Below are 13,735 nucleotides of genomic sequence, written 5' to 3' on the forward strand. Positions count from 1 at the left end.
TCGCACCTTCTATCCAACCTTGTGAAGATGTCCGATAGCGATCTTTTCTTCGATCCATTTGCGCTCCGCAGCCCAGTCATGCCGTTTCCATCCCTCCCAGCTAAAGCCGCATATTTTGATCTCCCAGTCGGGCTGCGAGTATTTGCGTAAAACCAGCCAGATGCCGAAGAAGCCGGTGCTTGGGAACACCTTTTTCATCTGATCGGGGGTAATGCCCAGCTCTTCGCAGACAGAAAAATAATCCTTTGAGGGCATGATGCGGATTTTTTTGCCAGCACGGCCAAAATAATCGATGGCCTCATTTGTCCAGTCGGCGCGTCGACCTTTGAGGCGGGACAGGATATTGGGCTGGTGGTGAAAGCGTTTGATGATGCTCGGATGGAACGCAAACAGAAGTTCTGGCGCATTGCGGACAATGTCCGAATTGATAAAAGCCGGGTCTTTGATCCACTGTTCCATTTGTTTGCTCGATGTGGCGAGCATCAGCATATCTGTCTTTGTGCCCGTCATGCCACGCGAAACGCGCGGCTCGTTGAAGCGAAGCACAAGATCAGCGGCATCTATCTGTGCGGATAAATCGTTCTCGACAGGGCCGTTGCCGACAATGAATATGGTTCTTTTCATATGGTGTGGGATCTTGTCTCGTGAGTCACAATTTACAGATTTAAACAAAATGCGGCTGTTGTAACCCTCTAAAACACCCCCCACGGTTTTACTCTACATTTAGCAATCACTTTTTTCGTACGCTCTAACGAACTGCGTTACTGTTTGCCATGTTTACGCGCGCTGTTCCAGCATTGCAGCCATGCAGTTTATGCACTTCTCAAAACGATTAAAAAGACGGAAGCTTCAGAGTGGGAGGAAGGTAAAAAGCCCAGCACTCAAAGGTGCTGAAGATAAGGGGATACCACCATGAACCACCTTCGTACCCAGTTCTCCCGTTGGATGCAGTACCGCGAAAACCTGCGCGAGTTAAGCGGTTGCAGTGATCGCGAACTTTCCGATCTTGGCTTGTCGCGCAGCGATATTCGTCGCGTTGCCCATGAGGCAGCTTTCGCCTGATCTTGTCAGGCGAAAGAGATGCGGTATGGCAAGCGCAGGCTTTAAACCTCGCCGGGCTTCTTGAAGCGGATGTGAATGTCATCGCCTGCAAGATCAAAACCGGCATAATTGCGTTGGAAGGCGATAAGGGCATCATTGACGCCCTTTGAATAATCATCGTCGTGTACGTCAACGTGATGCCGGTAAATGATCCTGTCGCCTTTGTAGAATATAACCTGACCTTCCATGATAGCCTCCTTTTGAGCAAATCCCGAAAAGCGTCGAGCGGCTTTCGGATAAGATGCGCAGTAAAATAGGTCTAAAAGACTGATGGTTGAGAAGGGCGTGAGTGCTCCCACAATGTCGGTATATTCAAAAAGATAGGCGAGCGGCTGGGCAGGTCAAGCCTGCTCCGCAGTATTCTCGCCTCTGCAAAGCGCAAGCCATGCCCTCGCGGCATGGGACAGAAACGCACCTTTTCGCCAGATGAGCGCCATGTCCCAGTTCAGTTTCGCATCCTTGATGTGATGAATGCGAACACCGGGATGTTTGCGCTGTTCGGCAATCATTTGCGGCAGAAAGCCTATCCCCATGCCTGCTGCGACCAGCTCGACGATGAAGTCGATCTGGCTTGATCTGACAGCGACATGAGGAAACAGTCCGCGCTGATTGAATGCTTCAAGAATGATCTGATTGAGCGCAAAGCCGCTTTCAAAAAGAATGAAGGGCAGACTGGCAATATCGGACAAGGGAATACCGCCATCATCGACGAAGCTGTGGCTGGCTGGAAGCAGGGCAACAACGGGCTCGCAACGAACGGCCTGCCACTCGAAACTTTCTTCGACGGGCAAAAGGGAAGCGGCCAGTTCGACGTCACCTGCCAGAAGAACTTCTTCCAGTCGTTTGCTGCCGTGTTCGACAAGCTGAATGTCGATATCGGGATAAAGCTTGGTGAAGGCTGCAAAGACGGGGGCAAAAAGCACGCTGGAGCCGATGGGTGGCAGGCCAAGGCGCAGGAGTCCGCGCTTGAGGCCGCGCAATTCTTCAAGCTCGCTCAGCATGTCGTCTTTTTCAGTCAGCATTGCAACTGCGCGCCGATAGACGATTTCCCCGGCGCTTGTCAGGCGCGGTGGGCTGATCTCACGGTCAAGAAGGGTGAGGCCAAGCTCATCTTCGAGCTGCCGCACCGTCTTGCTGACGGTTGATTGAGTGGCGTTGATGGTGCGGGCCGCTGCCGAAAAGCCGCCCTGCCGCACCACTTCCACGAAAGCTTGAAAGCCGCGTAAGTTCATGAGCTATTCTATTATGGAATAGCTGCAATGAAATCAATTCATTTCTGGAATGGCGATACTGCGCCTATAGTGAATTCACAAATACCTGCATTGGAACATCATCATGAGCGCCCACAACCTGACAATCCGTTTTCGCTATGCGCTGCACAACAGCCGTCTTATGCAGATTGCGACATTGTTCGGCTTCTGGCTGGCAGGGGAAGCTTTTGTTCGCTTGGTCGGCTTGCCGCTGCCGGGTGGCATTGTTGGCATGGTACTGGTTCTGGCCCTGCTCTTAAGCGGACGCATCAGCCTGTTCAGCATGAAGCGCGGTGCGGAATGGTTTCTGGCAGAAATGCTGCTGTTTTTCGTGCCGGCGGTTCTGGCTATTCTCGAACATCAGGAACTGCTCGGCATGCTGGGCGTGAAAATCATGGCTGTTATTCTGGTCGGCACGCTGACTGTTATGACTGTGACCGCGCTGACTGTCGATATGTGTTATCGGCTGAGTGTACGCTATGCCGCAAAGTAACCCCTATGTGGCAACGCTGTTCTGGTCTGCCGCTACAATCCTTCTCTACCTCGCAGCAAAACGCGTCTATCGTCGCTTTCCGATGTGGTGGCTGACGCCGCTTGCTGTCACGCCGTTATTGCTGATGGCCCTGCTCATAGGGTTCAATGAAAACTACAGAGGTTATTTCAGCGCGACCCATTGGCTTGTGGCGCTTCTTGGCCCCGCAACCGTGGCTTTTGCGATTCCGATCTATCAGCAGCGTGCAACCATTCGCCGATATTGGCCGGTCTTGCTAGTTGGCGTCGTGGTCGGCAGTTCGTCTGCGATGCTCTCCGCCTGGGGGCTGGCGCATCTTCTTGGTCTTAGCGACGCTATCAGCTTGAGCTTGATGCCGCGCTCTATGAGTACGCCTTTTGCGATGACGGTTTCCGGCGATATTGGCGGAATGCCTGATCTGACGGCCATTTTCGTCGTGCTGACCGGTGTATTTGGTGCTGCAATGGGTGAAGTGATGCTCAACTGGCTGCCGCTTCGCTCTGCTTTGGCGCGCGGCGCATTGTTCGGTATGGGGGCGCATGGCGCTGGCGTTGCCAAGGCGCATCAGATTGGCAGCGAAGAAGGGTCAATTGCTGGTCTTGTGATGGTGCTGGTTGGTCTGGTCAATGTTCTGGCTGCGCCACTGATCGCGCACCTTCTCTGAAACACTGATTTTGCAGCATATTTTTCTCAGCCTGCTCATTCTGTGAGCAGGTTTTTTATATTTAAGATTCTGCATTAAACTTAAGCATCGGCGTATTTGCATAACTGATATGCGTTATTGGTCGTTGTTGAATAAAGAGGCGCTTGGTAAACATTGGTCATCGGGTTCACTCCTCCTCCCAGAGCCCGATGACGAATACGGCACTCCTCCTCCCAGCCGTATTCAAGATCAGGCCGCGCATCCTCCTCCCGCGCGGCCTTTTTCTTTTTTAAAACTTCCCTTAATCACTCTGATCTGTTGGCCGTGCGTTGCTCGCACCACCCATGGGCAATTGCGTTCAACAATACGTTCGCGGTGACAGTGTTCTCGCGCAAAAGCTTTGAAAAAAGACGAAAGGCAGCTGTGGAAATAGCTGTCCTTTATGGGCCTTGTGTAACTGAGATGCCGCAGCGGCATAATCTTTCCACAGGTCTCGACAATTAGGGCTTGGCATATCTCTTCCGGTAAAGAATATATTACTCGCGCCCACACTAAAATGTTGATCGGGCGGTTTGGGGATCAAGTCTTGTCGGGGAGTTGGGTTTTGCAGAGTATTTTTCGTCGCATCACCCCTGCATTTCTCGCTGTCCTGATTATCATCGCGGGCTGCGCAAGTCGGCCGGATGGTATTCTGATCCCTGTTGGTCAGAGTGTTCCGGGTGCATCCAAAGTCAATCTTATGGTTGCAACGACACGCGCGCCTTCGGGTGATCCCGGCACATTGTTTTCCGGGGAACGCGATCAGGATCTCAGTCTGACACAGATTGTGGTTTCAATTCCACCGGATAAAAATCGCAAGATTGGTGAAGTTCAGTGGCCCAAAAAGCTTCCGGCCAATCCGCTTAAAGATTTCACCACCGTTGAGGTGAAGGCAATCAATTCAACCAATGGTGCTCAACAGTGGTTGAACAGCAGCCTGCCCAAAAATCGCCGCGTGATGGTTTTTGTCCACGGTTTCAACAACACCTTTGAAGACTCGGTTTATCGTTTCGCCCAGATCGTGCATGACTCCGGCGCCGAAGTCGCACCAGTTATTTTCACATGGCCGTCGCGCGGCAGCGTGTTCGATTATAATTACGACAAGGAAAGCACCAATTATTCGCGAGATGCACTGGAAACAGTGCTACGAAAGATTGCGCAAGATCCACGCGTCAAAGACATAACGATCATGGCGCATTCGATGGGGAGCTGGCTGACCGTTGAAGCACTGCGCCAGATGGCAATCCGCGACAAGCGCGTTGATCGCAAGATCACTGATGTCATTCTTGCGTCACCTGATCTTGATGTGGATGTTTTCAACAAGCAGTTCCGTGCGATGGGCAAGGAGCATCCGCGTTTCACATTGTTCACATCACGCGATGACCGTGCCCTTCGTGCATCGCGCTTCATTTCCGGCAATGTTGACCGTCTGGGGCAGATCGACCCCTCGGTTGAGCCTTATCGCTCGCAACTTGAGAAGGCTGGTATCACCGTTATTGACCTGACGCGTCTTAAGGCGGGTGATAGTCTCAACCACGGTAAGTTTGCCTCAAGTCCCGAAGTGGTTCAGCTGATCGGTCAGCGTCTCGTCACCGGCCAGACGATCACGGACTCCGATATCGGTTTGGGTGAGCGCCTTGGCGCCGTAGCCCTTGGTACAGCGCAGGGTGTGGGTACGGCTGCGTCACTGGTCGTCAGTGCACCGATTGCGGTTTTTGATCCGAATACCCGGCGAACCTATAACGAACAGATTGACCGCTTTGGCAGAACGGTGGGCAGCACTGTTGAAGCCGTTGGCGGACAGTAATTGCTTTGCATTTTAGCAATTGAACTTGTAGGAGTGGCGGCCAAATCTGGTCATTTGGCAGGGAGGTCGCCATGCGGATCATCCATACGATTGAAGCTTTGCGTCAGGCGCTTGGTGCGGTCCGCAGGAGCGGCCAATCTATTGGTCTCGTGCCGACCATGGGTTATCTCCACAAAGGGCATCTTGAACTGGTGCGCCGCTCACGTCAGGAAAATGACATTACAGTTGTTTCGATTTTCGTGAATCCTTTGCAATTTGGCGCCAATGAAGATCTCGACAAATATCCGCGTGATCTGGAGCGTGATGCAAACCTGCTGCGCAGTGCGGATGTTGATTTTCTGTTTGCGCCTGCGGTGTCGGATATGTATCCGCGTCCGATGCAGACAGTGGTCGATGTCCCAACGCTCGGCAATCAGATGGAAGGCGAAGCACGTCCCGGTCATTTTGCGGGCGTTGCAACCGTAGTCAGCAAGCTTTTCAACATCGTCGGCTCGGACGCCGCTTACTTTGGCGAGAAGGATTTCCAGCAGCTCGTCATCATCCGCCGCATGGTCGACGATATGGCGATTCCGGTGCGGGTGGTTGGTGTTGAGACCGTGCGGGAGGATGACGGAATTGCCTGTTCGTCGCGCAATGTTTATCTCAGTGAAGCGCAGCGTGCCGCAGCGATCATCGTACCAAAGGCGCTGGAGGAAGCCGAACGGCTTTATCGGTCCGGTGTCGATGACCCGGAAGCGCTTGAAGCAGCAATCCGTACTTTCATTGCAACGGAACCGCTGGCAGTCCCGGAGGTGGTGGCATTGCGTGATCCTGACACTTTGCAGCGTCTTAAGTGTGTTCAGGGCAGGTCGGTTCTGGTTGCGCTTTTTGTGCGGTTCGGCACCACGCGCCTTCTCGACAATCGTGTGATCGCGCATGTGGCGCAGGAAAAGGCCGCCTGACATGAGCGTCACCGTTAAGAAGAAACGCCTTTCGCCCAAGGCAATTCAGGCAATGAAGGGCGAGCGTCCGATCGTCAGCCTTACGGCCTATACAACACCGATTGCCCGTCTGCTTGATCCTCATTGTGATCTGCTTCTAGTTGGTGATTCCGTTGGTATGGTGCTTTACGGCATGGATTCAACGCTTGCCGTCACGCTCGACATGATGATTGCCCATGGACAGGCGGTTATGCGCGGCGTCGAACATGCCTGCGTGACGGTCGATCTTCCATTCGGCGCTTATCAGGAATCGAAAGAACAGGCTTTTCGCAGCGCAGTCCGTATCATGCAGGAAACCGGCTGCGATGGCGTGAAGCTTGAAGGCGGCGAAGAAATGGCCGAGACGGTCTATTTTCTCGTCCGGCGGGGTATTCCCGTGTTCGGTCATGTCGGACTGATGCCGCAGCAGGTCAATACGGTCGGTGGGTTTCGCTCGCTTGGACGTGATGATGCGGAAGCCAATCGTATCCGCAAGGATGCACAAGCCATTGCGGATGCCGGTGCTTTTGCGCTGGTGATTGAAGGCACTGTTGAGCCTCTGGCCCGCGAGATCACGCAAACGCTCTCCATTCCCACTATTGGAATCGGCGCATCGCCTGCCTGTGACGGCCAAATTCTGGTTTCCGACGATATGCTGGGACTATTTGAGGATTTTACACCGCGTTTCGTGAAACGCTTTGCCACGCTTGCGCCGCTGATTTCCGATGCTGCGCAAGCCTATGCGGATGAAGTGCGCGCCCGCTCATTCTCAGGGCCGGACCATGTTTTTGGTGTGAAGCCAAAAGCCTGATGAGAGAGCAGGCCTTTGGCGTATCAGATCAACTCCCGCAAATCTGGCTTTGCCAATAGCGATAAAGTGTGTCCACATCACTGTTGGTCAAAATTGCCATCGCACCTTTCAATTGGTCGTCCGACCAGTCCCACCACTGCATTTCCAAGAGTTGTCTGACGGCGACTTCATCAAAGCGGGAGCGGATGGTGCGGGCGGGGTGGCCGCCAACAATCGTGTAGGGCGCAACATCGCGCGTCACGAGCGCGTGTGTGCCGATAATCGCGCCATGACCGACTTTCACACCGGGCATGATAATGGCTTCAGAACCAATCCATACGTCATTGCCGATCACTGTATCGCCTGATGGGCTGTAGCCATTTGCGCTTCCTGCAAATATGTCCACTTCCGACATGAAGAAGAACGGGAAGGTACTGATCCAGTCGTGCCGATGGCCCTGATTGCCTGCCATGATGAAAGCAGCCCCCGACCCGATGGAGCAGAAGCTGCCAATGATCAGCTTGTCAGCACCTTCATCGGGCAGGAGGAAGCGCGCGCAATCATCAAAGCTATGGCCATGATAATAGCCAGAATAATAGCTGTAGCGCCCAACGAGGATGTTTGGATTTGTGACCTGCTTGTCGAGGGTTATGCCCTTGAATGGGCTTTCAAAGTAATTTTTCATGATAATGCTCACTGCATGAGTTCCGATGAGACCGGCATTTATCCGCTCGCATATAGCCAAGCGAAGACTGCGCAAGAAACGCGTGGTTTGCTTGCGTCCATGCTCCTTGTGCTTAAATCACAGGAGCGCGATGCAGGGGATACTCGAACAGTTTATCATGCGGGTGAGCATAAAGACGGCAGCGAGAAAAAGAAAGGGAGGCGTGCGCCCCCCTTATTAAAAAATATTTTTATCGCTTACTTTTCCACGAAAGCCTTTTCGATAACGAAATGACCGGCTTCGCTCTGGCTACCCTCTTCAAGGCCGAGGCCTTCAAGAATCTGGCGCATATCGGCCAGCATTTCCGGGCTTCCGCAAAGCATCATGCGGTCGTCCTGTTCGGAGAATTTCGGAAGGCCAAGATCTGCAAAAATCTTGCCGGAGCTGATGAGGTCAGTGATGCGACCCTTATTGCGGAATTCTTCACGCGTCACAGTTGGGTAGTAAATCAGCTTCTCGCGCACCATTTCGCCCAAGAATTCGTCTTCCGGCAGTTCCTTCGTGATGAGATCGGCATAAGCCAGTTCGTTCACTTCACGCACGCCATGCACCAGGATGATCTTCTTGTAGCGCTCATAGGCTTCCAGATCGCGAATGATCGACAGGAACGGCGCAAGGCCTGTACCGGTTGAAAGCAGCCACAGATTGTCGCCGGGAATGAGATTGTCATAGAGCAGCGTGCCAACAGGCTTTTTGCCGACGATTACCTTGTCGCCTTCTTTCAGGTGCTGAAGGCGCGAGGTCAGCGGACCATCCTGCACTTTAATCGAGAAAAACTCGAGTTGTTCATCATAGACGCTGGAAGCAATCGAATAAGCGCGCAGCAGTGGTTTGCCATTGACTTCAAGGCCGATCATGACGAACTGGCCGCTCTGAAAGCGGAAGCCCTGATCGCGCGTGGTGCGGAAGGAAAACAGTCTGTCGGTCCAGTGGTGAACGTCAAGAACGGTTTCCTGATAAAAATTGCTGCTCATGTCGGAACTGTCTCTGTTTCGCTTTTCACGGTATTTGCTTCAGATGAAGCAAACGTCTTTCATCGCAATCATGGGGGATCGCGTCTGGCTGCCTTGAGGGTGGCTTCCGCGGAGGTCGTGATTTGCCAACATGCTGTACCATGTCCGGCCGACGATTACGGAAGTTGGAATAATGCTTCTATGTCCCGACATCAAGAGTTAATCAGGCGATATGCGTTGCGCAATTAAATCGAATTCAAAGGCAGTCTCAAGGAAAGACGTCCTAATCAGGATGGCCTCCGAAGCATGATATGCTCTGAAGGCCTGTTTTCGTGTCTCAGCGTGAACTGCGCACCAGCGCGATTGCTGCAAAAAGCGCAACACTCGACATTGTAGCAAAGCCGATGAACAGCCAAAGTGCTGCATTTGACGTGCCGGCAAAGCCACCGGGATTGCTCAGACCGGCAAGATTGGCAATCATGCCCGCAAGGGCAGCACCCATGGCCGTGGTGAAAAGCTGGACGGTTGTCAGTGAAGCTGATGCGAGATTCTGGTCGCTCGCATCGGCCCGTTTGAAAATCCGCGTCAGCAGATGCGGCCATGTCATGCCAACACCAAAACCCACAATGATCATTGCAAGACAAATCGGAACAAGTGTGGTCCAATGACCGTCGCTGCCGGGGGGAACCAGAATGGCAAGTGTTGTCATGCCCAGAATGCCCATAATTGGCGCTGCAAGGATAACCCGGTTTACGCTTTTGCCTGTCACGCCGGATGAGCCGATGGAGCCGAATGTCCAGCTTCCGCCCATCAGCGCTGCAAGATAACCAGCCACCAGCGGTGATTGATTATGCAGGACCTGAAAGAACAGCGGCACGAACACTTCGGAACTTGTGACCGATCCGCCGAGAAAGCCCATGGTGATATAGAGCGCACCAAGACGGCTCAGGCTGAAAGTACCCTTCGGCAAAATACGTTTCGTGGACCGATGCTCGACGAAAACAAGCAGCATCAGCACGGCAAATGCAACCGCAACGCCAGCGATGTTCCATATAGCACTTTGTGAAATACTTGCGGCCGAGATGATGAGCACGGCTGTGGTCAGCAGAATAAGCTGCGGCCATGCAAGCCGGTCTTTGTTCTCAGCGCTGTCTTTCTGCTTTGGCAGGACCAGCATTGCCATGACAGCAAAAATGCCGATCACCGGCACAAGCGACCAAAACGCTGCACGCCAGACGCCAAGTTCAGCAAAAATACCGCCTACTGCCGGGCCAACGAGCGTTGCCACACCCCACATGCCGGAAACGAGCGCAATAGCGCGAGGCCAGAGCCTTTCGTCAAAGACGATACGGATCATGGCATAAGAGAGCGCCAGCATCATGCCGCCGCCAAGCCCCTGCACCACACGACCGCCAAGCATGGCAGGCATGGAGGGGGCAAGACCACAGGCAAGCGTGCCAATGGCGAAGATGATCGCCGCCACGAGATAGGCATAGCGTGGGGCTGCCTGTGACAGAAGTTTGGGCACAAGCGCCGAGCCGAGAATGGACGCCGTTACAAACAGCGCTGTGTTCCAGGCATAATAGTCCATGCCGCCAATATCGGCGACGACGGTTGGTAATATGGTTGTGGCAATAAAAACATTGATAGCGTGGAGCGCAACTCCACCGACGAGCGTCAGCGAACGGATCGCATTTTTGCCCGCAAACAATTCTCCCCAGCCTGCAGTAGCAGTGGCGGCTGGATTTTCGGTCTGCATTTCTTTCCCTGGTCCTATCCCGCATTTCAGAGGCGGGTTGATGCCCGCTGTCCGCACGCGTGTGCTGGTTCTATAAAATGCTTTTTCAAACTTCGGAATAGGGGAGGAAGTAAAACAATATCAATCTTAATCAGAAGGGGTTCAATTTGCCCTGAAAAGCCCTATATGAAGCTTTGAATATAAAATCCGCCGCAGCAGGTGAGAAAATTTTCTCCAAACCTCTGTGGCGGATTTGTGTTTCTGTCACAAGCTTCCTATAAGCCTCTTTAAGTGCGGCTTTCTGTTGCTGCATAACATGCCGCCAGCCAGCTGGACAGGCCATCTTCCCTAATTGACGACCCGGAACGACCATGATCCAGACGCCTTACTATCTGATTGATAAGACAAAGCTGAAACGCAACATGCAAAAAGTTGCTTATGTGCGCGAGAAATCCGGCGCCAAGGCTCTTTTGGCGCTGAAATGCTTTGCCACATGGTCGGTGTTTGATCTGATGAGCGAATATATGGACGGCACCACCTCGTCTTCGCTCTATGAAGTGCGTCTTGGCCATGAGAAATTCTCTGGCGAAGCCCATGCCTATAGCGTGGCCTATGCCGATTACGAGATCGACGAAGTCATCAGCCATGCCGACAAGATCATTTTTAATTCGATCAGCCAGTTTGAACGCTTTGCCGATAAGGCCGCCCATATCAAGCGTGGTCTGCGTTTGAATCCCGGCATTTCGTCTTCAAGCTTTGATCTTGCTGATCCGGCGCGTCCGTTCAGCCGTCTTGGCGAATGGGATGTCGCGAAGGTCGAAGCGGTCATGGATCGTGTCACCGGTTTTATGATTCACAACAATTGCGAAAACGCCGATTTCGGTCTGTTCGACAAGATGCTGACCGATATTGAAGAAAAGTTCGGCTCGCTTCTCCATCGCGTTGAATGGGTGAGCCTTGGCGGCGGCATCCACTTCACCGGCGACGATTATCCGGTCGATGATTTCTGCGCGCGCTTGAAGGCATTTTCGGAAAAATTCGACGTACAGGTCTATCTGGAACCCGGCGAAGCTTCGATCACCAAGACCACGACGCTGGAGGTGACGGTGCTTGATACGCTTTATAACGGCAAGAATCTTGCTGTCGTCGATAGCTCGATTGAAGCGCATATGCTGGATCTGCTCATTTATCGCGAAAAAGCGAAGATGGCGCCAAATAATGGCGAGCACAGCTACATGATCTGCGGAAAATCCTGCCTTGCCGGTGATATTTTCGGCGAGTTCAATTTCGACAAGCCTTTGCAAATCGGCGACCGTCTCTCATTTGAAGATGCGGCCGGTTATACCATGGTCAAAAAGAACTGGTTTAATGGTGTGAAAATGCCAGCCATTGCCGTGCGTGAGCTGGATGGCACGGTCAAAATTGTCCGCGAATTTGATTACGCGGATTTTGAAGGGTCGCTTTCATAAAGATCCTGTTGCAGCGTTCAAACTGCAATGAACTCGTGTGTTCCGACGGGAAAGTGATCGGGACGTTTAACAGATGGCGGGGAACCGCTGGAAGAGGAAGCATCGACAGAAAATGAAGAAGAACGTTCTCATTATCGGCGCCGGGGGCGTGGCTCAGGTTGTTGCACATAAATGTGCACAAAACTCTGACATATTGGGCGATATCCATATTGCGTCCCGCACGGTTGAGAAATGCCGCAAGATTATCGATAGCGTGCATGAAAAGAAGAGCCTCAAGACCGAGGTGAAACTGGAAGCGCATGCGCTGGATGCTATGGATGTGGAAGCCACCAAGGCTCTCATTCAGAAGACTGGCGTTCAGATCGTGATCAATGTCGGCTCGGCCTTCCTCAATATGTCGGTCCTTCGCGCCTGTATTGATACAGGCGTGGCTTACATGGACACTGCGATCCATGAAGATCCGAAGAAGATCTGCGAAACCCCACCGTGGTATGGCAATTACGAATGGAAGAACCTGAAAGAATGCGAAGAGAAGGGCATTACAGCCATTCTCGGCATTGGTTTTGATCCGGGCGTGGTCAATGCCTATGCACGCCTGGCTGCTGATGACTATCTCGATGAGGTCAAATCCATCGACATCGTTGACATCAATGCCGGTTCGCATGGCCGCTGGTTCTCGACCAATTTCGACCCGGAAATCAACTTCCGCGAATTCACCGGCACGGTCTATTCATGGCAGGGTGGGCAGTGGCAGTCGAACAAGATGTTCGAAGTTGGCCAGACTTTTGATCTGCCTGTTGTCGGTCCAAGCAAGGCCTATATGACCGGGCATGATGAAGTGCACTCACTATCCAAGAACTACCCGAACGCCGATGTGCGTTTCTGGATGGGCTTTGGCGATCACTACATCAACGTCTTCACGGTGCTGAACAATCTCGGTCTCCTGTCCGAACAGCCGGTCAAAACCGCTGAAGGTCTGGAAGTCGTGCCGCTCAAGGTGGTCAAGGCTGTTCTGCCTGATCCATCGTCGCTTGCACCGGATTACACGGGCAAGACATGCATCGGTGATTTCGTCAAAGGCACCAAGGACGGCAAAGAGAAGGAAGTCTTCATCTATAATGTTGCCGACCACAAGGACGCCTATAACGAAGTGGGCAGCCAGGGCATTTCCTACACCGCAGGTGTGCCACCCGTTGCAGCCGCAATCCTGATCGCTTCGGGCGAATGGGATGTGAAGAAGATGGTCAATGTGGAAGAGCTGAACCCGAAGCCATTCCTGCACATCCTGAACCAGATCGGCCTGCCATCGCGCATTAAGGACGAAGACGGCGACCGCGCTCTCGACTTTGCATAAGCGTGGGTTGAATGAATAAAGAAAGCCCCGCCTGGTGCGGGGTTTTTATTTCGACATATGTCAGCAGTTGAGAATTTACTTCTCAAGATATGTTGCTTCTTTATGCAAGTCTGGTATCCATTGCGCATTAATTTTGTGCCAATCGATGTGCAGCCCGCCTGGCTCCGGATCAGTCTCTGGAACATACACAACGTTCCCATTAGAGACTGAAGAACCCGAAAAGTGGGAGCAAAGTCGCAATCGCGATGAAAGCTCTTAGCCGGCATGGGGCGATCGATATTCGTATCACGATGCTAAATTCCTCAGATTGACATGGTCTCTGACGTCATGGCACGTGTTTCAGCTATGGATTGTCTGGCGGATTGACGGCCCCGGACAGTTCGGGGAGTGACTTGTG

The 13,735-nt window shown here is 52.8% G+C and carries 15 protein-coding genes; 8 read left to right on the forward strand and 7 right to left on the reverse strand.

Annotated features, from left to right (window positions below; genetic code table 11):
- Positions 1-9: 9 nt before the first annotated feature.
- A complete protein-coding gene (locus tag ABE530_RS02035) occupies positions 10-624 on the reverse strand; it encodes a glycosyltransferase family 29 protein (protein ID WP_499693429.1) in 615 nt (204 codons plus the stop codon).
- A 288-nt stretch (positions 625-912) separates the two neighbouring features.
- Here ABE530_RS02035 and ABE530_RS02040 point away from each other — a divergent pair, with 288 nt between their 5' ends.
- Positions 913-1,062, forward strand: coding sequence for a DUF1127 domain-containing protein (locus tag ABE530_RS02040; RefSeq protein WP_265982973.1), 150 nt, complete (start codon positions 913-915; stop codon positions 1,060-1,062).
- A gap of 41 nt (positions 1,063-1,103) precedes the next feature.
- On the opposite strand, the gene ABE530_RS02045 is transcribed toward ABE530_RS02040, so the two are convergent.
- Positions 1,104-1,289 (reverse strand): hypothetical protein, encoded by a 186-nt coding sequence (locus ABE530_RS02045; protein ID WP_265982974.1) that lies wholly within the window; start codon positions 1,287-1,289, stop codon positions 1,104-1,106.
- Between the two features lie 153 nt (positions 1,290-1,442).
- Positions 1,443-2,333, reverse strand: a complete 891-nt coding sequence (locus tag ABE530_RS02050) for a LysR family transcriptional regulator (RefSeq protein WP_499693430.1) — start codon at positions 2,331-2,333, stop codon at positions 1,443-1,445.
- A 103-nt stretch (positions 2,334-2,436) separates the two neighbouring features.
- On the opposite strand from ABE530_RS02050, the gene ABE530_RS02055 reads away from it, so the two are divergent.
- From ABE530_RS02055 to panB, 5 genes are all read left to right on the forward strand, one after another.
- On the forward strand, positions 2,437-2,844 hold the full coding sequence (locus tag ABE530_RS02055; protein ID WP_265982977.1) for a CidA/LrgA family protein: 408 nt from the start codon (positions 2,437-2,439) through the stop codon (positions 2,842-2,844).
- Positions 2,831-3,526, forward strand: a complete 696-nt coding sequence (locus ABE530_RS02060) for an LrgB family protein (RefSeq protein ID WP_499693431.1) — start codon at positions 2,831-2,833, stop codon at positions 3,524-3,526. The genes ABE530_RS02055 and ABE530_RS02060 overlap by 14 nt, the downstream gene beginning before the upstream one ends.
- 583 nt (positions 3,527-4,109) lie before the next feature.
- Positions 4,110-5,351, forward strand: a complete 1,242-nt coding sequence (locus ABE530_RS02065) for an alpha/beta hydrolase (protein ID WP_499693432.1) — start codon at positions 4,110-4,112, stop codon at positions 5,349-5,351.
- 71 nt (positions 5,352-5,422) lie between these two features.
- Positions 5,423-6,292: a pantoate--beta-alanine ligase gene (gene panC, locus ABE530_RS02070; RefSeq protein WP_499693433.1), complete on the forward strand. Its 870-nt coding sequence runs from the start codon at positions 5,423-5,425 to the stop codon at positions 6,290-6,292.
- A gap of 1 nt (position 6,293) precedes the next feature.
- Positions 6,294-7,121, forward strand: coding sequence for a 3-methyl-2-oxobutanoate hydroxymethyltransferase (panB, locus tag ABE530_RS02075; RefSeq protein ID WP_499693434.1), 828 nt, complete (start codon positions 6,294-6,296; stop codon positions 7,119-7,121).
- A 28-nt stretch (positions 7,122-7,149) separates the two neighbouring features.
- Here the strand turns inward: panB and catB are convergent, their stop codons facing one another.
- From catB to ABE530_RS02095, 4 genes are all read right to left on the reverse strand, one after another.
- Positions 7,150-7,785 (reverse strand): type B chloramphenicol O-acetyltransferase, encoded by a 636-nt coding sequence (catB, locus tag ABE530_RS02080; RefSeq protein WP_499693435.1) that lies wholly within the window; start codon positions 7,783-7,785, stop codon positions 7,150-7,152.
- A 236-nt stretch (positions 7,786-8,021) separates the two neighbouring features.
- Positions 8,022-8,798 (reverse strand): ferredoxin--NADP reductase, encoded by a 777-nt coding sequence (locus ABE530_RS02085; protein WP_499693436.1) that lies wholly within the window; start codon positions 8,796-8,798, stop codon positions 8,022-8,024.
- Between the two features lie 316 nt (positions 8,799-9,114).
- Complete coding sequence (locus ABE530_RS02090) at positions 9,115-10,536, reverse strand: MFS transporter (protein WP_499693437.1); 1,422 nt, start codon at positions 10,534-10,536, stop codon at positions 9,115-9,117.
- 130 nt (positions 10,537-10,666) lie between these two features.
- Positions 10,667-10,888: a hypothetical protein gene (locus ABE530_RS02095; protein WP_265982990.1), complete on the reverse strand. Its 222-nt coding sequence runs from the start codon at positions 10,886-10,888 to the stop codon at positions 10,667-10,669.
- Here ABE530_RS02095 and nspC point away from each other — a divergent pair.
- Complete coding sequence (gene nspC / locus ABE530_RS02100) at positions 10,887-11,984, forward strand: carboxynorspermidine decarboxylase (protein WP_499693438.1); 1,098 nt, start codon at positions 10,887-10,889, stop codon at positions 11,982-11,984. The two genes, ABE530_RS02095 and nspC, sit on opposite strands and share 2 nt — an antisense overlap.
- 112 nt (positions 11,985-12,096) lie before the next feature.
- The gene (locus ABE530_RS02105; RefSeq protein WP_265982992.1) at positions 12,097-13,338 is read left to right on the forward strand and encodes a saccharopine dehydrogenase family protein; all 1,242 of its coding nucleotides are present in this window, start codon (positions 12,097-12,099) and stop codon (positions 13,336-13,338) included.
- Positions 13,339-13,735 lie beyond the last annotated feature (397 nt).

Source organism: Brucella sp. TWI559, from assembly GCF_039674265.1.
GTDB classification, from domain to species: Bacteria; Pseudomonadota; Alphaproteobacteria; order Rhizobiales; family Rhizobiaceae; genus Brucella; species Brucella chromiisoli.

Coding starts and splice junctions, on each gene's coding strand:
- ABE530_RS02050 (WP_499693430.1), bottom strand. CDS start 2,333: ATGAACTTACGCGGCTTTCAAGCTTTCGTGGAAGTGGTGCGGCAGGGC.
- ABE530_RS02105 (WP_265982992.1), top strand. CDS start 12,097: ATGAAGAAGAACGTTCTCATTATCGGCGCCGGGGGCGTGGCTCAGGTT.
- ABE530_RS02090 (WP_499693437.1), bottom strand. CDS start 10,536: ATGCAGACCGAAAATCCAGCCGCCACTGCTACTGCAGGCTGGGGAGAA.
- ABE530_RS02040 (WP_265982973.1), top strand. CDS start 913: ATGAACCACCTTCGTACCCAGTTCTCCCGTTGGATGCAGTACCGCGAA.
- nspC (WP_499693438.1), top strand. CDS start 10,887: ATGATCCAGACGCCTTACTATCTGATTGATAAGACAAAGCTGAAACGC.
- ABE530_RS02055 (WP_265982977.1), top strand. CDS start 2,437: ATGAGCGCCCACAACCTGACAATCCGTTTTCGCTATGCGCTGCACAAC.
- panB (WP_499693434.1), top strand. CDS start 6,294: ATGAGCGTCACCGTTAAGAAGAAACGCCTTTCGCCCAAGGCAATTCAG.
- ABE530_RS02035 (WP_499693429.1), bottom strand. CDS start 624: ATGAAAAGAACCATATTCATTGTCGGCAACGGCCCTGTCGAGAACGAT.
- panC (WP_499693433.1), top strand. CDS start 5,423: ATGCGGATCATCCATACGATTGAAGCTTTGCGTCAGGCGCTTGGTGCG.
- ABE530_RS02060 (WP_499693431.1), top strand. CDS start 2,831: ATGCCGCAAAGTAACCCCTATGTGGCAACGCTGTTCTGGTCTGCCGCT.
- catB (WP_499693435.1), bottom strand. CDS start 7,785: ATGAAAAATTACTTTGAAAGCCCATTCAAGGGCATAACCCTCGACAAG.
- ABE530_RS02085 (WP_499693436.1), bottom strand. CDS start 8,798: ATGAGCAGCAATTTTTATCAGGAAACCGTTCTTGACGTTCACCACTGG.
- ABE530_RS02045 (WP_265982974.1), bottom strand. CDS start 1,289: ATGGAAGGTCAGGTTATATTCTACAAAGGCGACAGGATCATTTACCGG.
- ABE530_RS02095 (WP_265982990.1), bottom strand. CDS start 10,888: ATGGTCGTTCCGGGTCGTCAATTAGGGAAGATGGCCTGTCCAGCTGGC.